This window comes from Bacteroidales bacterium (assembly GCA_031275285.1).
Taxonomy (GTDB): domain Bacteria; phylum Bacteroidota; class Bacteroidia; order Bacteroidales; family UBA4181; genus JAIRLS01.
The window spans coordinates 1-22,940 of the sequence record JAISOY010000185.1 but is presented as its reverse complement, the minus strand read 5'-3'; the positions used below and the strand labels follow the sequence as shown (position 1 = coordinate 22,940).

The following is a 22,940-nucleotide window of genomic DNA, read 5'->3' as shown; positions in this document are numbered from 1 at the left end:
CCATCATGGCCATAATTTCTTCTGCTCCGGATTTTCCATTCTTCACGACGGAAATGCCTTTTTCCTTGTAAAAGCTATATTGTGTATATATTTCAAGAAGGATATCGAACAATGTTTTTCCCTGGTCTTTGGCCCATGCGGCAATTTCGGCGAAATAGGCACAGGACATTACGGCGTCTTTATCCCGGACGGCTTCACTGCAAAGGTATCCGTAGCTTTCTTCCCCACCTCCGATGAAAGTCGATTTCCCTTCGTTTTTACGTATGATGTCGGCAATCCATTTGAATCCGGTAAGCACGTCATAACAGGGGACATTATCTTTTGCTGCGATTTCAGCCAGTAATTCAGTAGTGACGATTGTTTTTACAATGTATTCATTACCTTTCAGTTTCCCTGATTCTTTCCAGCGTTTGATAAGGTAATAGATCAAAATGGCAGCTGATTGGTTGCCATTCAGTATCTCCCATTCCCCTTTGCTGTTTTTTACAGCAATACCTACACGGTCTGCATCCGGGTCAGTTCCCATGACGATATCGGCATCCACTTCCTTTGCCTTTTGCATAGCCAGGTTCAAAGCTGCCGGTTCTTCGGGATTGGGCGATTTAACGGTTGGAAAGTTCCCGTCCGAAGCGTCTTGTTCGGGAATATGATAAATATTGGTAAATCCCTTTTTTTTCAGTGTCATAGGTACCAACATTACACCGGTACCGTGAATGGGGGTATAAACAATTTTCAGGTCCTTATTGCGGGTGATAGCATCCTGAGAAAGAGTCAGGTTTACGATCATGTCGGTATAGGCTTTGTCTATTTCCTCACCAATGTTAATGATCAGTTCTTTAGGTCCGTCAAATTTTACCGAATCGATTGTTGTTTTTCCTACTTCTTCGATAATGGCGGTATCATGTGGAGGAATGACCTGTGCACCGTCATCCCAATAAGCTTTATACCCGTTGTATTCTTTCGGATTATGGGAAGCCGTGATCACGACACCACTCTGGCATCCCAGGTGACGTACGGCGAAAGACAATTCAGGTGTAGGACGCAAAGCATCAAATAAATATACTTTTATTCCGTTAGCAGCAAAAATACCGGCTGTTGTTTCCTCAAATAACCGGCTGTTATTCCTGCTGTCATGTGCTACAGCAACCTTAATATCCGGTAATCCGGCGAAATTTTTCTTCAGGTAATTGCATAGGCCCTGTGTTGCCATCCCTACAGTATATATATTCATCCGGTTGGTGCCAACTCCCATCAATCCGCGTAAGCCACCGGTCCCAAATTCCAGGCTTTTATAGAAACATTCGGTCAGTTCCTCCGGATGGTTATCTATCATATCTTTTACCTGTGTCCGTGTTTTTTCGTCAAATGCATCGGAAAGCCATTGTTTTGCCTTATTGACTATTTCTTCAAATGCGCTATTATTATCCATGTTATGTCTTATTAAGTAAGCTCCAAAAGTATAAAAAAAAAGCCTATTTAGGTAAAGGAACTATTAATTTGATGCGTATGTTCTTTATTTTTTATTCAGACAAAATATACTACATATTGTTGCATTGTTTCATGTTTTTTTAATTTTGCACGTTTTTCAGGTCTTTTCAATACCCAATAATACAAAAACTGCAGTATGCTCATATCATTGGTACTTATTTTAATCGGATTTTTTCTCCTGATCAAGGGGGCCGACTGGCTGGTTGACGGTGCTTCATCCCTTGCCCGCAAACATCATATTTCAGATCTGGCGATCGGATTGACCATTGTTGCCTTTGGTACTTCAGCTCCTGAACTTGTGGTGAATTCTTTCGCTTCCTTCGACGGGCATTCTGATATCGTTTTCGGAAATATCATCGGTAGTAATATATTTAACCTGTATGCTATTTTAGGTATCGTAGGGTTGATCTCTCCTATTGTAGTGCAATCAAGTACTGTTTGGAAAGAGATACCAATGTCATTGGCGGCTGCAATCCTTCTATTTCTCCTGTGCAATAACTTTTTTATGCAGGATCAGCCATTGGTTCTATCCCGGATTGATGGCCTTGTATTGTTTATTCTATTTGTGTCTTTTTTATATTATGTATACCGGCAGATGAGGAGCGTACCTGTTGAACAGGCAGTCATCCAGGTAGAAATGTCCAATCTGAAAATCTGGGGCCTGATCGTCATCGGCCTGGCAGGCTTGATCATCGGGGGGAAATTGGTGGTTAACAGTGCTACGGAGATAGCAACGGCTTTAGGTGTCAGCGAAAAGATTATCGGATTGACGATTGTCGCTGCCGGAACATCTTTGCCGGAATTAGTGACTTCAGTGGTGGCGGCCGTGAAAAAGAACAGTGATATTGCTATCGGGAATATTATAGGATCAAATATATTCAATATCTTTTTTATCCTTTCGGTCAGTTCATTCATCAGACCCATATCATACAATCCAGCATTCAATACAGACCTGTATATTTTGATCGGTGGAACCGTTTACCTTTTTATGGCTATGTTTACCGGCAGGAAAAAAAGACTGGACAGGTGGGAGGCTGGAATATTCCTTCTCGGTTATATTTTATATACCCTGTACCTGATCGGCCGGGAAGGTTAGTGTGAGCTCGTTCGTAAAACTGCGAATTTTATTGATTTTATTCATTTGCAATCGGAATAAGAATCCTGACGATTGTTAACTTTGTGATTTGATAAACGCAATATTATTGAAAAACAACATCATATATTAAATGAGACAAAATTATGGTAAAGAAGATGTTTCGTAAGATGATCATTGTGTCCGTTTCGCTTGTTGTTTTGTTTCTGTTTTCTTGCAAGTGCGGGCAAAAGTTAGTCAATGTAGATGAAAATCCATTGTTTAATGATAAACCTGCCGAAGTGGGATTTCGTGAATACATAGTTAATCATACTATTTATATGGTAAGTGCAATGGAAGATGGTATTACCGGACGCGTTTTTGTGGAATTTTTAATAGAGAAAGATGGTTCCGTCAGTAATGTAAAAATAGTTGGTAGTTTAGATCCGGTACTTGATGCCGAAGCGTTGCGGGTAGTTAACTCATCACCGAGTTGGACACCTGGAAAAATAGATGGAAAACCGGTGAGAATAAGTTATACCCTTCCATTTAAATTTAGCCTCGATAATATGATAGCCCCATCTTCGAAAAAAACCGAATTATCCGAAGAAACCCTGCTTCTTGAAGAAATAGATATCAAAGGTTTCAGTGTCACTAAAAAGGAGAAAAATGTAACACGTGATTAAAATATAGTAAAAAACCAATCCTCCTGAATACGAAATTTAATAATAATTTGATGATATAAGTAATGAATATTGGTTTTATTTTTAAGCGGATAACGGTTTCACCATTAAAGGGAACAAAAAATATAATTTTATAAAAATTCAAATTATATTCAAAAACCTAATATAAAATGAAAATGTTTGTTCTTTCTTGATAATGAATGAAATGAATAAATTTAACAGAAGTAATTGTTATCCTAAAAAGGATTATCCCAACAAATTACCCTTTAAATTACTTATCGATTACAAAAAATAAGTTCGTACTTTTGTCTACATAAGTATGATATGTCGGAAAATCAAAATATTGAGTATAAGGCAACCTGGCGTGATGAATATCTAAAATGGATATGTGGCTTTGCTAATGCTGATGGTGGAAAGCTATATATAGGAATTGACGACGACGGACAAATTATTGGAGTAGGCAAAATCAAAAAACTATCCGAAGATATTCCAAACAAAATACAGGATACACTTGGTATAATTGCTGATGTAAATACATTAACCGACCCCGAAACCAAAAAGGAATATCTTGAAATTTCTGTCGCGCCATATTCTTACCCTATCAATTACAAGGGACAATATCATTATCGTGTAGGGAGCACCAAACAGGAACTGAAAGGTGCTGCACTCAATATGTTTATTTTGAAGCGTACAGGTAAACGCTGGGATGGTGTTCCGATACCGAATGTTTCGATTAGCGACCTATCTTTGATAGCTCTGCAACGATTCCGTAAAGAAGCTGCCCAAAGCCATAGGGTTGACGAAGATGTGCTTAATGACAGTACCGAACATCTATTGCGCGATTTGCATTTGATAGACGAGGAATCTGGATTGCTCAAGCGTGCTGCAATCCTTCTTTTTCACCCAACCCCCGAAATACGTACAAGGAGCTTACATTAAAATAGGTTTCTTTCGGTGAACGGATGATGACCTTGCATTTCAGGACGAGATACACGGCTCTGTTATGGAACAAATTGAAAAAGCAACCGATTTGCTGACCACTAAGTACATTACATATGCTATATCGTATGATGGCTTTTCCCGAAAAGAAACGCCGACATTCCCTTTGGCTGCTATCCGTGAAACCTTTTTAAACGCTATTGCCCATAAAGATTATTTCGACCCCACTCCGATACAGATAAGTGTTTACCCTGACCGTTTTGTTTGCTGGAATGCAGGACATCTTCCCGAAAAATGGACACTGAACACTCTTTTACAAAAACATCCTTCTCATCCCTATAATCCCGATATTGCCAATTCGCTTTTCCGTTGCGGTGATATTGAAGCATGGGGCAGGGGATTTAGAAAAATCATACGGTCGACCCTTGATGAGAAATTATTGCCCCCGCGTATCGAATATTTGAGTGGCATTATGCTTACTTTTTATGCGGATGTCCGTACTCAACTTGCAGCGGAAGGATTATCGGAAGGATTGATCCCAATTATAGAGTATGTGATTACCAATGGACGTATTAATAACTCTCAGATACAAACACTCGTAAAAGTCAGCAAAACAACAGCTACACGTATATTATGGCAATTAGAACCTTGGGTAACAAAACAAGGGATAACAGGAAAAGGAACTTATTATACTCTTAAAGGGAATGACGGTGGCATTGCAAAAAATGTAGAATAATATTGCAAAGGGTTCACAAAGGGTTCATTTCATTCGTCTAAAATGGTTTTTATTGATTAATTATTTGTAAATTAATGATTTATTTATTTTGTAAAGGGTTCGTAAAGGGCTCAAAAAAGGTATTATGGGGGTAGTAATTTGGTATAAAATGGTATTATGAGGTATGTAAAAATACCTGTATGTATAGAATATGTCTAATAAATTTATACAAAATTTATATAATGATATTTTTATTACTTAAAATATTCTAACGTTGCTTTATGTCAATCGATTGTACTGTTTTCTTCTGCCGATAAAATTCCTGAAAGCTGTTCAACGGGGATTGCGTCCTAAAAGATTACTTACCAATTCGTATAAATTGTCAAATTCTTTTCACATCATATCTGTGGCCGATGTACATAAGAAATAATGATGCGGGTTATTTAAGGAAAGCATAGAGGCTATTAATTGAATCCTAACTCCGCAAATTTTATTTAGTCTATTGTATACCAAGCTATAAATTAGGTAATTATTGAAAATGAAAGATTACAGATTGTTTATAAAAACTTGTAAAGTGTTAATTTAAAGACAGGTGGATTATAAGTTGTCTAGGTTAAAGCAGGGTCTGGGTTTAAGATATATAATCCTTATCATGTGAAAAACTACATTATATATTCTTTACCTACTATTTATTGTCAATAGTGTTAACCAACAATTATTTCATCCATCAAAACATCGTGTTCTTCAAATGGGATCCGGTCGAGCAACTGGAAGTCAAATCCCACGCCTATTTTATACAGATCAGATGTCGCCAGGAGTTGATCATAGTAGCCTTTTCCCCGTCCCATCCGGTGGCATTTCTTGTCGAATGCAATACCCGGAATAATGGCCATATCGATATCCGTGAGCGATACATATCCGGTTCCGTCAGGCTCGTAAAGATCCAGTGCAGTATGCTTTCGTAATGTATCTGTTCCGGTGAACCATTTTAATTTCAGGTTATTTTCTTCAATTATAGGAAGAACGATTTTTTTTTCCTGATGCCAGCGCATGATAAAATCATGGGTATCCACCTCGTCGGACATAGACCAGTATAACAATAATACTCCCGCATTCCGGAAACATTCTTTTTCTTCTATCTGTTTCCAGATAAATACAGATTTCTGTCTTTTTTCTTCCTCAGAAAGATTACTTTTCAGATGCCGGATATATTGCCGGAGCGTTTTTTTATCCTGAATAAAAGAATTCACATGATCCGGATTATTCTTTTTCTGGTAGATGAATGGTTAATCCCAATTCTTTCAATTGCTCTTCCGAGATCAGTGCCGGACTGTCGATCATGACATCGCGGCCTGCATTGTTTTTGGGGAAAGCAATCACATCGCGGATGCTATCAAATCCCGCAAACATAGAAACCAGACGGTCAAAGCCGAAAGCAATGCCTCCGTGTGGCGGGGCGCCATATTTGAAAGCATTCATCAGGAATCCGAACTGGTATTCGGCTTGTTCAGGGGTAAAACCCAGTACGCGGAACATGGTTTGTTGCAGTTGTTCGTCATGGATACGGATCGATCCGCCACCCAGCTCTACGCCATTGATCACGCAGTCATAAGCATTTGCACGGATCTTTCCGGGATCGGTGTCAAAATATTGGATATCTTCCGGCTTGGGTGATGTGAACGGATGATGCATGGCATAAAAACGTTGTGTTTCATCATCCCATTCCAACAGAGGGAAGTCAATGACCCACAAGGGAACAAAAGTATCTTTATCCCTTAATCCGCAACGGGTACCCATTTCCAGCCGTAATTCGCTTAACTGGGTCAGGGTTTTTTTACGTTTACCGGCCATCAGCAACATCAGGTCCCCGGGTTGGGCATTCAGTACATTTCCCCATTCTTTTAGCTGGTCCGGGGTGAAGAATTTATCAACGGATGACTGGATACTTCCGTCTTCATTGAATTTTATATATATCAATCCCTGTGCTCCGATCTGCGGACGTTTCACAAAGGCGGTCAGTTCATCGGTTTGTTTTCTGGTGTAGCCCGAGCATCCGGGCGCCGATATGGCGCCGATATATTCCGCATTGTCGAATACACCGAAGCCTTTTCCTTTGGCAAGGGAGGTCAGTTCATGTATTTTCATGTCGAAACGCAGGTCCGGTTTATCGTTGCCGTAATGGGTCATGGCTTCGTCAAAGCTCATTCTCAGGAAAGGCTGGTCGAATGTGATCCCTTTCACAGATTTGAACAAGTGTTTGACCATGCCTTCGAATGTATTCAGGATATCATCCTGGGTAACAAACGACATTTCACAGTCGATCTGTGTAAATTCAGGCTGACGGTCTGCACGAAGGTCTTCATCGCGGAAGCACTTTACGATCTGGAAATATTTATCAAATCCGGCTACCATCAGGATTTGTTTGAATGTCTGCGGCGATTGCGGGAGTGCATAAAATGTCCCGGGATTCATGCGGGAAGGAACCACAAAGTCGCGGGCGCCTTCAGGGGTGGATTTCATCAGCACGGGTGTTTCCACTTCAAGGAATTGTTGGCTATCCAGGTATTTGCGTATCTCCTGTGCCAGATGGTGGCGCAATTCCAGATTGCTGCGTACCACATTGCGGCGCAGATCCAGGTAACGGTATTTCATCCGCAACTCGTCACCGCCATCGGTTTCGTCTTCAATAGTAAATGGAGGCAATACAGCAGCATTTAGTACCGTTAGCTTTTCCACGATAATTTCTATATCACCTGTGGGAATTTTACTGTTTTTGCTACTTCTCTCCGACACTTTGCCCTCTACCTGAATGACGAATTCACGTCCTAGTTTTTTTGCCCCGGCATATAGTGCCGCATTTCCGGTTTCGGTGAATACCAGTTGCGTAATACCGTAACGGTCACGCAAATCGATAAAAGTCATACCACTTAATTCACGTATACGTTGTATCCATCCTGCTAAAGTTACCTGCCGGCCTGCATGGCTGATATTTAATTCTCCACAAGTATTTGTCCGATACATATTATAAATATTGTTGTTTTTCTTTGATAAAATATTCCGGCAAAAATAAGATTAAGAATTGAGAATTACAGAATCTTCCGTCATGTTTATTCCCATTCTATTTTTATTTTCTCTTCTTCGGTTGTTGTCTTTTTTTGTTTTGCTTTTTTAGCAGGCTTTTCCTGTTCAGGAGTTTCCTCTTCTTCGAAAGAAAAACGAAGTTTTCCTGTGTTAGCAGGAGGGTTTACCGTTTCCTGAAGAGTACTGTCTTTCTTGAACCAGCCAAATTCCTGATGTAATATGCTTTTTAAGGTTTGCTTTTCTTTTTTTATGTCGGCAGCAACGGAAGCTTTTGCAGACTGCTTGTCGTAAGTAATTTTAAAATCGGAGCCTTGTCCTTCTAGTTTCAGGTATATGGCAGTCCGTTTACCTCCGTCTTCTTCATATTCATGATCCCTGTTCTCTTTTTTATTTTTTCTGGCCTTGGCCGCCAGTAATTCCGACAATAATATTTTAACACGGTAAGTATAGTGATTGTCGAAATAATGTTCTCCGGAACCGGAAATATTGAAAGCAGAAGATTCAATCTGTGTCATGGGAATGGAAACATGTTTGTTTTTAACGGACACCTGGGTTTTAAGCGTGGAGAAACGGATGTTTTGCAGCTCTTCCAATGCGATAAAGCGGGACAGATTGTTCATGGGTTCAAAATGACTCAATTCTCCTCCTGCCAGGCTCAGATCCCCCTGTGCCTGTAATTCATCCTGTTTTAACTTCATTTTTCCATCCCAGGCAATAGAGTAATCAAAATCACCCGATAACCGCCCGTTTATGTGTTCGGCACGAAGGACATCCTGTGAAAAGTGGTCGAATGTTTGAAATGCGTTCCGGATATCCACATCTGAAAACAACAGATTTCCGGACAAACGTAAATTATCCGGGGAACGATTGGTCAATACTCCGTTTCCGGAAAAATGGCCGGCCATACTGGTAAATTTTATGGATTTGATACCCAGAGACCGCGGCTGATAGGTCAGTGAAGCATTCAGTCCTGTGGCCGTAAAATTGCGGTAACGTATGTTTCCGGCAGAAAAAGACGTATTGAAAATAATATGGTCCGGAAACAGGAATGTATCTCTGTTTTTTCTGCTTACAACCTGTTTGGAAGCGCTTGTCGTTGGGGATGGTAAAAGCGAAAACACGTCCAGATTTTTCGATACTACCTTCCCTTCGATGCCAATGGTTTTTGTTTTGTCCAGTAAATAAGGGAATAATCGTTCAAACTGCCCGTTGAATGAAAAATCGTTTTTATTCAGGATGAAAGAGAGATTTTTAGTGCTGATGTGTTTATCGAACGTCAAAGTGCCGTTTATATTTTCCAGTTGATATGATTGGTTCAGGCGCATAGATACTTGTGCCAACCGTATGGTTCCCCGAACATCCAGTTGTTCCATATCGCTTTTCCGGTGAAAGGACAACCTTTTCCAACGCATGTTCACCGACAGGTTTCCATCAACCAGCCCTTTCACGGATGTCAGCTGTTTTGCCGGAATGAAACGGGTCAATTGTTCCATATCCATGTTTCCTCTTACTTTTATAGCAAAGGAAGGCTTTCGGAAATCCCGGACCGTCAGGCTTCCATTCAGCTTTCCGTTACCGATCCTGCATCCGAAATTTTGTATGGTCAATACGGTAGTAGCCCTTTGGTTTCTGTCACCGGTAGTGAATGTTCCGGAAAAAGCAAGCTCCGTTAGTTTATTCCGGCTTTCACGATGGGTGATGCTGGCCTGTTCCATACCGAATTGAGCCTCAACATGCGGCTTCTTTCCTTTTCCGGCAGGTCCGGTAATATCTGCTGAAAAATGACAGTTTCCTTTTCCCGGATAATTTTGTAACCATGCTCCATATTTGTCAGGAAGCAATGATGCCAGGGATGAATATTCCAAACGCCTTCCCTCGAGATGCAGGTCCAGATCGACCGGATCAGCCAGCATAAATCCTCCTGATACATCCATATTTGTCTCAGCCAGCTCAAGATTTGCTTTACGTATAGAAAATATTTGATCGTTTACATCCAACTTTCCGGATAATTCCAGTGTTTTGTCACGGATAAACAAATCATCGCCGACAGAAAGTTGCCGTACTATTCCTGAAACATTGGCATCCAAAGAATATTGACGGGTAGAGAACCTACCGCTGAAACGGGTTTTTTCCGCAAATACTGAAAATACCAGGTTGCTTCGTTTATGGGAATAAAATACATTTACCCGGGTCAACAGCACATTTTCCAGTTCTACGGGAGACGCATTTTTGCGCATCTCTCCCTGCGTCGTCTTCCAGAACAGATAATTGTGGTGGTTATTCTTATCGGTAAGGATATGAATGTCTCCATGTTGTATATCGATCTGTGTGATCCGGAAATCCTTACTCAATATACTGAATAAATTGAGTTGTATAAATACGTTTTCCGCTACCAGTAAATGGCGGCTGTATTCAGGCGTGAAGCTAAGGGTATCAAAGCCTTTTACCGGACTCATTTTTACATTCCGGAATTCGACTGATGCATTGGGAAACTTGCGGAACAATGAAAAATGTGCCGATTGTACTTCTATCCGGGAATTAACCTGTTGATTCAGGTTTTCTATCACAAAACGAATTACTTCATCCTGAAAAAAAATGGTCACTACCGTTCCGCTTACACCTATTAAAGCTGTAATCAGGAGAAAGACCACTATTATTTTCTTCAGGTACCGGCGCACTCTTATCTAAATCAGTCAAGTAGTAATGTCCGCTGTATAAAAAAGGAATGGCATTGGAAATAAGCAATGCCATCCGTGATATTTTATTAAAATGAAATACTGATGCCTCCGTTCAGTGCGGCTACATCGTTGTAACCGATTTCTGCAAAAACCGACATATTCTTCATGAAGGAATAGCGGCATCCGGCAGTTGTTCCCCAGAATAAACCGGTTGAATTGTCCCTGTATTTACTGTACGTGTTAAAGTAAAGTCCGGTCATTACCGCGCCGTACACTTCAAAATCCGGATTGATGGCATAACGGTAGGTAGCCCGTGGAGAGATCGCCCATCTTGTTTGCCTGTAATCGCCCATGCCGGATATATTTCTTCCCCAATTGGAAAAACCGACAAATCCGCCGATGGTAAATACTCCCGGTCCCCATTTATCAACCAGACCGTAATCATAACTAACATTTACGCCTACACCCGGAAGAAATCCAAGTCCGATATTCACCAGACTCATATCTTTTTCCATTTTCTGTGCATGTGACAAGGTAATCCCTACCGTGCAAATGGCCATTAATGCCACGAAAAACTTTTTCATATCCAAAACGTTTATATTAAAAAATGATGTGGTTCCCGAGGTCAAAAGTAAGAAAACTTTTCTTTTGTTCCAACCTTATCATATAACTCAGGATGATGTAAAAAATTGTATTTGTTTCTATAATTCTATGTTGAAAAAAGAATTAAGAGATAATGATTTTTTAAGAAAAAAGTGTAGGTTTGTCGTCCATAATCATTTAAACTCATTGCGCAATGGTCACAAGAACATTTGATATTTTGGATCAGTACCGGACGCAGTACCGGTTAGATGATGCCCTTGCATGTAAAATTGCCGGTAAGTGGGTGAAGTATAGCGGTGATGAATATATCCAACATGCTAATGATATAAGTTGTGGTTTGTTGCATATGGGGTACCAGCCCGGGGAAAAGATCGCTATGATATCCAATAACCGTCCCGAGTGGAATTTTTTCGATATGGGGATGGCGCAGATTGGTGTGGTTTCTGTTCCGATTTATCCCACCATCAGCCTGGAAGAGTATCAGCATATTTTGACCCATTCACAACCTAAAATGCTGATATTGTCGGACAAATTGCTGTTGGAAAAGCTTAAACCCCTGATCGAAGCCAGCTCTTCTATAAAACATGTATATACATTCAACCAGATCGACGGAGAACGTAACTGGAAAGAGATTGCGGTTGCAGGAAGGGATCATTCCGGAGAATACCTGTCCCAGGTGCAAAAAATAAAAGACTCTGTCAAATCAGATGATATGTTGACCCTGATTTATACATCAGGAACTACAGGTACACCCAAAGGAGTGATGCTATCGCACAATAATCTGGTAAGCAACGTCATCGGTACTGCCGCCAGGAATTACCTTACTGCCGGGAGCCGTGCATTAAGCTTTTTACCCATCAGTCATATTTATGAAAGAATGATGAATTACCATTTCCAATATAAGGGTTTTTCATTGTATTATGCTGAGAACATGGGTTCTATCCTGGAGAATATCAAAGAAGTAAAGCCTCATATCTTTACTACCGTTCCACGCCTGTTGGAACGTATATATATCGGATTGGTAGGAAAAGGAAAAGAGTTGACGGGAATAAAGAAAACTCTTTTTAAAGATGCGATTGAAGTGGGAATTCAGTATGATCCGTTCAAGAAACAATCATTAGCGTATCGTTTCCGCTTGATGATCGCCCGCCGCCTGATTTTCCCCAAGTGGATGGAGGTATTGGGAGGAGAAGTCCGGATCATCGTTTCCGGAGGGGCTCCTTTGCAGACCCGGTTATCCAACCTTTTCTATGCAATGGGTATTAACCTGCTGGAAGGTTACGGGCTTACCGAGACATCTCCGGTAATTGCCGTAAGTGATCTACGCCGGGGGCCTACCAAAGCAGGAACTGTTGGGCATGTGTTGGATGGTCTGGAGGTGAAGCAGGATGAAGATGGCGAAATCCTTTGTAAAGGTCCGAATATCATGATGGGATATTACAATGACCCGGATATGACCTCACAGGTGATTGACCAGGATGGTTATTTTCATACCGGAGATATCGGCTCTTTCGATAAAGATGGTTTTTTAACTATTACCGACCGTAAAAAGGAGATTTTCAAATTATCCAATGGAAAATATGTGTCTCCACAGGTCATTGAGAACCGCTTGAAAGAATCATTTTTTATCGATCAGGCTTTCGTTTTCGGCGAAAATGAAAAATATGCCAGTGCCCTGATTTCACCTAATTTTCCCCAGCTACACAAGTGGTGTTATGCCCATGAAATCAAATTTGATAATAATACGGAATTGTTGCATATCCATGAAGTGGTGGAACTTTACCAAAATGAAGTGAACCAGGTAAATAAAAAATTAGGGAATGCCGAGCAGATCAAGCGTTTTCGTTTGGTTCCTGAAGAATGGAGCACCCAAACAGGTGAATTATCACCAACGCTTAAATTAAAACGTAAATTCCTGATGGCAAAATATACCGATATTATTGACGAGATATTTGCTTACTCGCACAATGAACCGGTATAATCCGGATTTTACCGCCTCGGGTAGGAGTAAGGTAATCAAATAAATGACATTAGCCCCGGATTATTATACCCGGGGCTAATTGATTCACCACAATAATAGGTCGAATTTGCCTATTTCTGAAAAGATTGATTCAGGAAATAATCCGGGATCAATCTGCAAAGTTTTTGACTTGTTCAATAAGGGATGATTTATCCATTCCTCCGGTATTGCGCCAAAGGACTTCTCCCTTTTTAAAAATGATCAGTGTAGGAACAGATTGGATCTGAAATTTATTGGCTATTGCCGGGTTTTTGTCAATATCGATTTTTAGTACACGTGCCTGTCCCTGTAGTTCTTTTCCAACAGATTCGATCACCGGGGTCATAGCTTTACAAGGTCCACACCATGTGGCAAAGAAATCAACCAAAACCGGTTGTTCACCATTAATAATATCTTTGAAAGTTTCCATTTCATGTGTTTTTTACAGTACATAATTGATGTTAAGTATCTTTCAGAAGCAAATGTAACATTTTTATTTTATTGCGTCTAATCTATATAAATTATATTTATCCGTTCAAATCAAAAGAAAATACTATAAATATGTTCATCTATACCAATTGTTTCAATTTGTCAATCCGTGTGCGGGAACGAATGTAATTTATCAATCCGTGTTCGTACACAGTCGAAATTTGTAAGGTGTGCTTGTGATTTGTTAATAAATATTAATGATTTGAAAAATTTAAAAATAAAATTCATCTTTGAATGCCCAAGAATTTGATGTTTTTTGAAACTTGTAGAACTATGCTGAAAGCATATGAATGCCTTTATAATCACGTTGAGCCTGTAACACAATGAAAGAATTCGATCATTCTTTATTGAGGAGTCTCGGACTGATTTTTTCTTCAAAAAGATTTTTTTTGTTTCATTTCTACGGGATAATCACTTTATCCTCGGGAATTGATTGGTGTAGGCCAAACAATTCTTACGGAAAACTTTATTCTTTTGTAAAACAGCCATGAATATTTTAGAATGAGTATATCTATAAAAGGATTGAATAAAGTGTATCCCAATGGGAATCATGCATTAAAGGATATCAACCTGGAGATACCCACAGGAATGTTCGGGTTATTGGGTCCTAATGGTGCAGGGAAATCAACATTGATGCGTATTCTGGTGGCATTGATGGAACCCAGTTCAGGCGATGTAGATATTTTTGGATATGACCTGAAGAAACAACGAAAGGAAATACGGGGAATATTGGGATATCTGCCCCAGGATTTCAGGTTTTTTGCCAAGTATAAAACACATGAATTTTTGGATTATGCTGCACGGTTATCAGGCATGACCCAGGCGAAAAAGAGGAAAGAGGCGGTAGAGGCTATGCTGGAAAATGTAGGGTTATTCGATGTCCGGGAACGTTATGCAAACAAGCTTTCAGGCGGTATGAAAAGGCGTCTGGGAATTGCCCAGGCCCTGATCCATAACCCAAAGGTAATTATTGTAGATGAGCCGACCACCGGTCTCGACCCGGAAGAACGTATCCGTTTCCGGAACTTATTATCAGAGGTAAGTAAAAACAATGTAGCCATTATTCTTTCCACCCATATTGTCGGCGATATTTCCAGTACCTGCAAATGTATGGCACTGATGAACAAAGGGCAGGTTTCTTTTTACGGATCCCCGGAGGATATGTTGAAACAGGCCGAAGGAAAAGTATGGCGCATCAAAGTGAGCAGCGACGGATTATACGAGGTGGATAAAAAATATCCCGTCATTTCTACCATTCCTTCGGGAACAGGTTGGGAAGTCCAGGTAGTGGCTGATGAAATTATAGGTTATGACGCCGAACCTTATCCGCCGAATCTGGAACATGCCTATGTATACTATATGGAAAATAAGTTGAACCTGTGGATCAATGATTAAATAGACCGTACCTGATGTCCTTCATTCATAATATACGATCCGTTTCAAAATACGAAAGCAAATTGCTTATCCGGAGTTGGTTTTTTAAGGTATTTACCTTATTGGCCATAGTGATATTGACTTTTTTCAACCTGGCAATGCTGGTGTTTGAAGACAATAGCGGTTTCTGGGTGGCTAAAGCCATTACATCCAATATCCCGTATCTGAATTTATTGTTGTTGAATACCGGGCAGGCTGTAATTGCCATATTTCTGGCTTCTGATTTCCTGAAAAGGGATAAAAAACTGGATACTTCGGAAGTGTTTTATGTGCGTCCGTTGAGCAATGCCGAATATGTGATCGGGAAAATATGGGGAAATTTACGCGTATTCCTGATCCTGAACCTGATCGTAATGGTCATCTCACTGATAATTACTTTTATGTCTCCTGGCGTATCAGTCGATTGGTGGGCCTACCTGACCTATTTCCTGATCATCAGCATTCCGACTTTGATTTTTATCATCGGGCTTTCTATTTTCCTGATGTTGGTACTGAAAAACCAGGCGCTGACTTTTATTCTTCTATTGGGCTATATAGGATTGACACTTTTTTACATCAACGATAAATTTTATTATTTATTCGATTATATGGCTTATTATCTTCCGTTGGTGAAATCGACCATTGTCGGATTCACTAACCTGGAGACAGTGGTCAATCATCGTACCATCTATTTATGCGCCGGTCTTGGATTTATTTTTATTACCATTTCTCTTTTCAGAAGATTACCCAATTCATCACGGAGCAATTATCCATGGTTGATCCTGGCCGTTTGTATGTTACTCATATGCGGGTTTGCCGGTTTCAGACATGTGCATTCTATTCTGGGAAAGAGTAAATCACGCATTTCATATACGGAGATCAATAATAAATATGTCCAGACCCCTAAAATGATCATTGACCGGTACGATATTTCGGTGACGCAACATCCGGGAACATTCAGCTCTGAAACCAAAATGAAAGGCATTGCCCTGCAGGATGCTTCTGTATTTACTTTTTGCCTGAATCCTGGATTACAGGTACAGGAAATCAGAGAGGGCGAACGGATCCTTGATTTCAACCGGGACCATCAGATCATTTTGATTGATTTCGGAAAAGAGATCATACAGGGAGATTCTGTTTCTTTTTCGGTCAAATACAGCGGACAGATCGATAATTCGTTCTGCTACCTGGATATCCCGCCTGAATTATTGCAACAACATTACAGGTATTTCCTTTTTGGTGCAGACAAGCAATACAGTTTCCAAACCCCGGAATATTGCTTGTTTACTCCTGAGACATACTGGTATCCGAGGCCCGGTACGGCATTCAGTGATAAAAGCGCTGACTGGCAGCAAAATTATTTCAGCAAATATCACCTGACCGTTTCCCCTTTGCCCGGCCTGACCCCTTTATCGCAGGGTGAAGGAACGGATCATGAAGACGGGACATTTTCTTTTTCTCCCGAATACCAGATCCAGGCTATTTCCCTTGCTATCGGAAAATATAAGCAAAAAAGCGTTGAAGCGGATAGTATTTCATACCGGCTCTGGTATATTGACGGACATGATTATTTCAGTGCGGCCTTCGATTCCATTCCGGATACTATTCCTACCCTGATACAGAATACAAAGGAAAACCTGGAGCGTACCTATAGGCTGGATTATCCTTTCAAACGTTTTTCGGTGATTGAAGTTCCTGCTCTATTCTACTGTTATCCCCACACATGGACGGAAGCACAGGAGGTAGTACAACCTGAAATAACTTTTTTCACGGAAAAAGGGTGGTTATTCGACCAGATGGATTTCATGAAAAGGAGAAAAGACCAGAAGAAGTGGGCAAAATGGAACGGAAAAGAAATCAATGATGAAGAGGCGCAGATCCGTACATTCAACGATGCAATCCGGATATTTATGCAGACTGAAGGAGCTAGTAACTATTCGGATGCCGGTCGTGGGCAATATAATATTACCAGACAGGCCAATCCTTATTTCCAGTTTCCACAGTTGTACAATTTCCGCTATAATATTTTTTCCCCGGAATGGCCTTTTGCGAACCGGATCATTGAACTATACCTGCAGAACAAACAGGACAACAGCAACTGGGAGCGGGAGATCAACGGTATCAGTAACAATGAAAAAGCCAGCCTGTTGATGGAGAAACATAATCTTAAGGAATTGCTTTCCGATGTAGAATACAAAGATCTGACCAGTAATATCATCAGTCTGAAAGCCAACCGGCTGTTCGCCAATTCGGAAATAAGCATAGGAGTAAATGCATTCAGGGACTCTGTTTATGCTGTCTTAAAAAGAAATACTTTCAATAATTTTCAGTTTGAGGGACTTCTGGATTATCTGGGAGAGATCAGCGAAACGGATATCAGGTCATACATTCCTGAATGGAACCATCCTACACCCCTGCCGTTCTACAGTATCGGAACACCGAATGTAACCAGTGTCAACTACAGGGGGCAGGAATCCTTTGTTTTCAAATTGCTGATCAGTAACCATTCCGATCATGACGGGATCGTCCATCTGAACATCAATGTAGCCAATCAGCATAACCGGGCATTTGATCCGAGAAGTAACCGGAAAGTAGCAATAGGGGCGCACCAAACCAAAGAATTAGTGTCGGTTTGGGACGATGCTCCCCGTAATGTCAATGTAAATACCATGATTTCCGGTAACCTCCCCAACAATGTCTGGCAGCAAGTCCGGAATATCAATCAGGAAAGAGGCAGGCAGCCTGAAACGGATGGAGATCGTGTCGTTCCTGATTTTTTACCAGAAGTATACGGCGAAGTGATCGTTGATAATGAAGATTCGTTATTCTCCCTGTCTGATCCGGTAATTATGGGGTTTCTTCCCAAATGGCTGGATAAAGTGGAAGATACCTCTTTTAAATATTCGGGTTTTTCCTGGTGGAGACCGCCATTACAGTGGACCGCCACTACCAATATGGGATATTACGGAGAATATATCCGTTCCGCATATGTGATCAAGAGCGGGAGTGGAAATCAGACGGCAACATGGAAAGTTCCCGTTCCGTCTCCCGGGCATTATGAGGTATATTACTACATGTTTAAAAATCATGAGATGAGAAACGACCGTAATAATGCCGAATATAAATTCAAGGTGCTGTATGATAATGAAATAGAGGATGCGTACATTAATTTAAGGCGTGCCAATGAAGGATGGGAACAATTAGGAGTCTATTATTTTTCTTCGGATACCATACGCGTTATTTTGACGAATGAAAGTAAGCTAAGAAGTGTTACAGCAGATGCTGTAAAAATTGTAAAACGATAATAATGAATAAATTCAGAAATATGCCAAAGGAATTCAAACGGATAAAAAGAATTGTTTTCGCAATGTTCATTTTCCTGAATACTTTTTTCATAGCTTTCGGACAGGAATTGCTGACCATAGAAAAAGCCATGGATATTGCCAAGGAAAATAGTCCTACATTACGCCGTTCATTAATGAACCTGGAACGTTACCAACAGATATTGATCGCCCAGCGCGCCACATTGAAATCCAGGTTTTCACTGGATCTGACGGCGGTAGATTACAGCAAGAGCAGAAGGTTCGACAACCGCCTTTCACAATGGTATACCAATGAAACATTCAGTACTATGGGAACGTTCCAGGTGGATCAGCCCATACTCTGGACCGACGGGGTGGTTTCCCTGATTAATAGGTTCGGCTGGCAGGACAATAATTCTGATATTGACGGAAGTACCAATAGTAACAAAGCTTTCAGCAACAACCTGTACCTGCAGCTTTCCCAACCTGTTTTTACCTATAACCGGCGAAAAATGGAATTAAAACGGATCGAACATGATTTTGAAAATGCCAACATCAGTTATGCTTTGCAAAGGTTGGATACGGAAAGACGGATCACCAGCCAGTTCTATTCGGTATACATGTCACAGGTCAACCTGGAGATTACGAAAGAAGAGCTCGCCAATGCGCAACAGAGCTATGAGATCATTAAGAACAAAGTAGAAGCGGATCTTGCTGCCAAAGACGAACTTTTCCAGGCCGAACTAAACCTTGCTACTGCCCAGTCATCCGTGGACGGACAAATAATTTCCCTTGAGAATGCGAAAGATGAGTTGAAACAGACATTGGGGATGCATCTGGACGAGGATATAGTGGTCATGGCAGAAATTGATATCGATCCGGTCGATGTAAATCTGGAACAGGCTATTGCCCACGGATTAGGATCGCGTCTGGAACTGAGGCAACGTGAGATCGAAAGCGAGGAACTCGACTTTTCCATGATCCAGACTAAGGCACAGAACGAGTTTGTGGGTGATGTATCACTTTCTTTCGGTCTGATTGGGGATAATAAGGACTTAGGCAGGATATATGACAATCCGACACAAAACCCAAGAGCAGCCATTACATTTACCATACCTATCTTCGATTGGGGAGAAAAAAAGGCCCGGGTACGGGCGCAGGAAGTTGCCCAAAAGATCAATCAACTTGACTATCAGGAGGACAAGATTGGGATCGAGTTAAATGTCAGACAGGTATGGCGAAATTTAAACAATCTGAAGACAAAAATAAAAATAGAAGAACAAAATGTCAGGAATGCACAACTTGCTTATGACCTGAATCTTACGCGTTATCGTGAAGGCGATATCACAGGTATGGAAATGAACCAGTTCCAGAGCCAGTTATCCAGTAAGAAAGTGAATTATTCACAATCCCTGATCAATTATAAAATAGAGTTGCTCAATATGAAAATTCTTTCCCTGTACGATTTTGAGAAAAATGAACCGATTGTCCCTTTAAAAGATATAACGACCGAAAAATAACCATTATGAAATGTCCATGCACCAAGGTAACAATTGTAATGATTATGTATGGACATTCTATCTGACCTTTAAAAATAAAATTATAAACAGATGAAAAATAATATGCAACCTTTTTCCAGCCATATGATCAAGAACACTCTCTTTCGTCATCTGCAGCCTGTTGTCTTTTTGTCTTTGATAACGCTGCTCATCGCTGCCTGTAATAATCAACCCCAGGGTACGCAGAATGATATTGCCACCCCTGTTTCAGTGATTGAATTAAAGAAAGGCTCTATCAGCAAGCTGATCAATACCACAGGAACAGTTCAACCTACTTATGGCGTTGAATTGGTTTCCCAGATGAGTGGTGCATATCAACTGCAGAACAATCCGAAGACGGGTAAACCGTTTAAATTGGGTGATAAAGTCTCCAAGGGTCAGTTGATTATTTTTCTTGAAGATAAGGAATATGAAAACGGAATTGCTTTGGATGCCAAAGAATTGAGCCTTGAGATAACCCAGCAGGAACAAAATAAGCAGAGTGCCCTTTATGAAAAAGGCGGAGTTACCCTTAGCGAAATGCGTAACACCGAGGTGAGGGTTACCAATGCTCGTTATGATGTGGAAAACGCAAAACTGAGCCTGGATAAAAGGAATGTAACAGCTCCTTTTGAAGGTGTGATCGTCAATTTACCTCATTATACACCCAATGTAAAAGTGGAACAGGGCAAACCGATGGTCGGCCTGATGGATTATTCTCAAATGTACATGGAAATCAATCTGCCGGAAAGTTCCATCAGTTATATCAAGCCGGAACAACCGGTATACATCACACATTACACAATTCCTGATGATACCCTGAAGGGTGTGGTCAGTGAATTATCTCCCGCCATCAGTACCGAAACCCGCACTTTCAAGGGAAAAATCCTCATTCAGAACAAAGATCTGCTCCTGCGTCCCGGAATGTTTGCTAAAGCGGATATTGTGGTTGATAAAGCAGATGAATCAATTATCATTCCTAAAGAAGTGATTTTATCCAACCGCAGGAGGAAATACGTGTACATTGTAGAAAAGAATACGGCTATATTAAAGGATGTCAGGATCGGGCTGGAAGATGAAAATAATGTGCAGATACTGGACGGGCTTAAAGAAAATGATAATCTGGTCGTCAGGGGATTTGAAACACTGAGGGAAAATACCAAAGTAAAAGTTCAAAAGTAATGACCTTTAACATATCCGGTCATCAGTCATTAATCAACCATATATGAACCGGGCATGATACTTTAACGCCAAAACAATGAAAATGAAAGTAAACCATACGAGCTGCATACGGCCATAAAAAATATTATTTACATATGAACCCCTCATTAACTGACGTTTGTCAAAGAAAATGAATATAGTATGAGGGCTCCATATGGCCCTTAAAAAAACAATATAATATACATATGAAAAGTATTGTCAGATTTGCGGTCAATAATCCGGTCACCATTTGTATGGTGGTACTGGCCATTTTGCTGCTTGGAAAGATATCTTACGACCGGCTGAGTGTCGATTTGCTGCCGGACCTGAATAATCCCCGTCTGTTTATCGAGATCAAAGCCGGGGAGCGTCCTCCGGAAGAGATAGAGAAACAGTTTGTAAAAAACATGGAATCCATGGCAATTCGCCAAAGTGATGTAACCCAGGTGTCTTCCGTTGTTAAAGCCGGATCGGCCCGTATCACTGTTGAATACACATGGTCCAAGGACATGGATGAGGCTTTTCTCGATTTACAGAAAGCCATGAATCCATTTGCACGGAATCAGGATATTACCGAACTTAAAATTACCCAGCATGATCCGAACACTTCCCCGGTAGTACTGGTCGGACTTTCCCATCAGAACATTACAGATATGGCCGAATTGCGGAAGGTTGCTGAAAGCTATATCCGGAATGAACTGATCCGTCTGGAAGGGGTAGCTGAAGTAGACCTATCCGGGGAAGAGATCACTACATTGACCATCCTGACAGATCCCTACAGGCTGGATGCTTTTCAGTTGAGGATAAGTGATATTGCATCGAGGATTGAAGCCAACAACCAGAGTATTTCAGGCGGACGTGTTACAGAAATGGGTTTACAATACCTGGTAAAGAGCGCCAGTTTATTTGCTTCGGAAGCTGATTTTGAAAACCTGATCGTCGGCTATAAAGCTGTGGATGCTCAGGGAACCACTACCACTACCTCTACCGGTGGGGAAGGGGAGAGGGCTCCTTTGTTTTTGAAAGAAGTGGCTACCGTTAAGTTTGAAAATGCACGACCTGAGAATATAGTCCGAATCAACGGGGAGAGAAGCATTGGATTATCCGTTTATAAGGAGATGCGCTTTAATACGGTGAAAGTGGTGGATGAGGTGATCCGCCAGTTGGGTGTTATAGAGCAGGCGCTTCCGGGATATCATTTTAAAGTGATCACCAACCAGGGGACTTTTATCAAAAATGCCATCGATGAAGTGAAAGAGAGTGCCATCATGGGGATCATACTGGCTGTGATTGTATTATTCATATTTCTCCGGCGGATTGGAACGACATTGATCGTGAGCCTTGCCATACCGATTTCTATTGTAGCGACCTTCAATCTGATGTTTTTCAATGGATTAACGTTGAATATCATGACATTGGGCGGTCTGGCGTTAGGTGCCGGAATGTTGGTGGACAATGCCATTGTAGTGATCGAAAGCATATTCCGGAATCAGGAAAAAGGATTGACCATTAAAGAGGCAGCCATTATCGGAACATCTGAAGTCGGCGGGGCGGTGATCGCATCCACCCTGACCACTATTGTGGTTTTTCTTCCGATCGTATACCTGCATGGAGCCATTGGCGAATTATTCAAGGACCAGGCATGGACCGTCACATTCTCACTTGTTTCTTCTTTATTTGTGGCCATCCTGGTGATACCGATGCTTTACGAGCGTATTTCGTCCAAAAAGAAAAAAAGCA

At 40.9% G+C, this 22,940-nt stretch carries 16 protein-coding genes; 10 read left to right on the top strand and 6 right to left on the bottom strand.

Annotated elements, in window-relative coordinates:
- Nucleotides 1–1,429 (bottom strand): phospho-sugar mutase (locus LBQ60_18225; GenBank protein ID MDR2039863.1); only part of this gene is annotated, 1,429 nt, incomplete at its 3' end.
- A gap of 195 nt (nucleotides 1,430–1,624) precedes the next feature.
- On the opposite strand from LBQ60_18225, the gene LBQ60_18220 reads away from it, so the two are divergent.
- From LBQ60_18220 to LBQ60_18205, 4 genes are all read left to right on the top strand, one after another.
- Entirely contained in the window at nucleotides 1,625–2,584 is a 960-nt protein-coding gene (locus LBQ60_18220; protein ID MDR2039862.1) for a calcium/sodium antiporter, read from the top strand.
- Nucleotides 2,585–2,727: 143 nt separating this feature from the next.
- Nucleotides 2,728–3,246 (top strand): energy transducer TonB, encoded by a 519-nt coding sequence (locus tag LBQ60_18215; GenBank protein ID MDR2039861.1) that lies wholly within the window; start codon nucleotides 2,728–2,730, stop codon nucleotides 3,244–3,246.
- A 321-nt stretch (nucleotides 3,247–3,567) separates the two neighbouring features.
- Nucleotides 3,568–4,182, top strand: a complete 615-nt coding sequence (locus tag LBQ60_18210) for a putative DNA binding domain-containing protein (protein MDR2039860.1) — start codon at nucleotides 3,568–3,570, stop codon at nucleotides 4,180–4,182.
- 64 nt (nucleotides 4,183–4,246) lie between these two features.
- Nucleotides 4,247–4,918, top strand: a complete 672-nt coding sequence (locus LBQ60_18205) for a hypothetical protein (GenBank protein ID MDR2039859.1) — start codon at nucleotides 4,247–4,249, stop codon at nucleotides 4,916–4,918.
- A gap of 683 nt (nucleotides 4,919–5,601) precedes the next feature.
- Here LBQ60_18205 and LBQ60_18200 read toward each other — a convergent pair.
- The 4 genes from LBQ60_18200 to LBQ60_18185 form a co-directional block, all read right to left on the bottom strand.
- Nucleotides 5,602–6,147, bottom strand: coding sequence for a 5-formyltetrahydrofolate cyclo-ligase (locus LBQ60_18200; protein MDR2039858.1), 546 nt, complete (start codon nucleotides 6,145–6,147; stop codon nucleotides 5,602–5,604).
- 10 nt (nucleotides 6,148–6,157) lie between these two features.
- Complete coding sequence (gene aspS / locus LBQ60_18195) at nucleotides 6,158–7,918, bottom strand: aspartate--tRNA ligase (GenBank protein MDR2039857.1); 1,761 nt, start codon at nucleotides 7,916–7,918, stop codon at nucleotides 6,158–6,160.
- 86 nt (nucleotides 7,919–8,004) lie between these two features.
- Nucleotides 8,005–10,656, bottom strand: coding sequence for a hypothetical protein (locus LBQ60_18190; GenBank protein ID MDR2039856.1), 2,652 nt, complete (start codon nucleotides 10,654–10,656; stop codon nucleotides 8,005–8,007).
- Between the two features lie 86 nt (nucleotides 10,657–10,742).
- Entirely contained in the window at nucleotides 10,743–11,240 is a 498-nt protein-coding gene (locus tag LBQ60_18185) for a porin family protein (protein MDR2039855.1), read from the bottom strand.
- A gap of 212 nt (nucleotides 11,241–11,452) precedes the next feature.
- Here LBQ60_18185 and LBQ60_18180 point away from each other — a divergent pair, with 212 nt between their 5' ends.
- The gene (locus tag LBQ60_18180) at nucleotides 11,453–13,240 is read left to right on the top strand and encodes a long-chain fatty acid--CoA ligase (GenBank protein ID MDR2039854.1); all 1,788 of its coding nucleotides are present in this window, start codon (nucleotides 11,453–11,455) and stop codon (nucleotides 13,238–13,240) included.
- 148 nt (nucleotides 13,241–13,388) lie between these two features.
- On the opposite strand, the gene trxA is transcribed toward LBQ60_18180, so the two are convergent.
- A complete protein-coding gene (trxA, locus tag LBQ60_18175) occupies nucleotides 13,389–13,688 on the bottom strand; it encodes a thioredoxin (protein ID MDR2039853.1) in 300 nt (99 codons plus the stop codon).
- Nucleotides 13,689–14,248: 560 nt separating this feature from the next.
- On the opposite strand from trxA, the gene LBQ60_18170 reads away from it, so the two are divergent.
- The 5 genes from LBQ60_18170 to LBQ60_18150 form a co-directional block, all read left to right on the top strand.
- Nucleotides 14,249–15,142, top strand: coding sequence for an ABC transporter ATP-binding protein (locus LBQ60_18170; protein ID MDR2039852.1), 894 nt, complete (start codon nucleotides 14,249–14,251; stop codon nucleotides 15,140–15,142).
- Nucleotides 15,143–15,156: 14 nt separating this feature from the next.
- Nucleotides 15,157–18,465 carry a xanthan lyase gene (locus LBQ60_18165; GenBank protein MDR2039851.1) on the top strand — a complete coding sequence of 1,103 codons (3,309 nt, stop codon included), beginning with the start codon at nucleotides 15,157–15,159 and terminating at the stop codon, nucleotides 18,463–18,465.
- 62 nt (nucleotides 18,466–18,527) lie between these two features.
- Entirely contained in the window at nucleotides 18,528–19,982 is a 1,455-nt protein-coding gene (locus LBQ60_18160; protein MDR2039850.1) for a TolC family protein, read from the top strand.
- Nucleotides 19,983–20,105: 123 nt separating this feature from the next.
- Nucleotides 20,106–21,182, top strand: a complete 1,077-nt coding sequence (locus LBQ60_18155; GenBank protein ID MDR2039849.1) for an efflux RND transporter periplasmic adaptor subunit — start codon at nucleotides 20,106–20,108, stop codon at nucleotides 21,180–21,182.
- A 224-nt stretch (nucleotides 21,183–21,406) separates the two neighbouring features.
- Nucleotides 21,407–22,940, top strand: a 1,534-nt coding sequence (locus LBQ60_18150) for an efflux RND transporter permease subunit (GenBank protein ID MDR2039848.1), incomplete at its 3' end; no start/stop codon positions are given.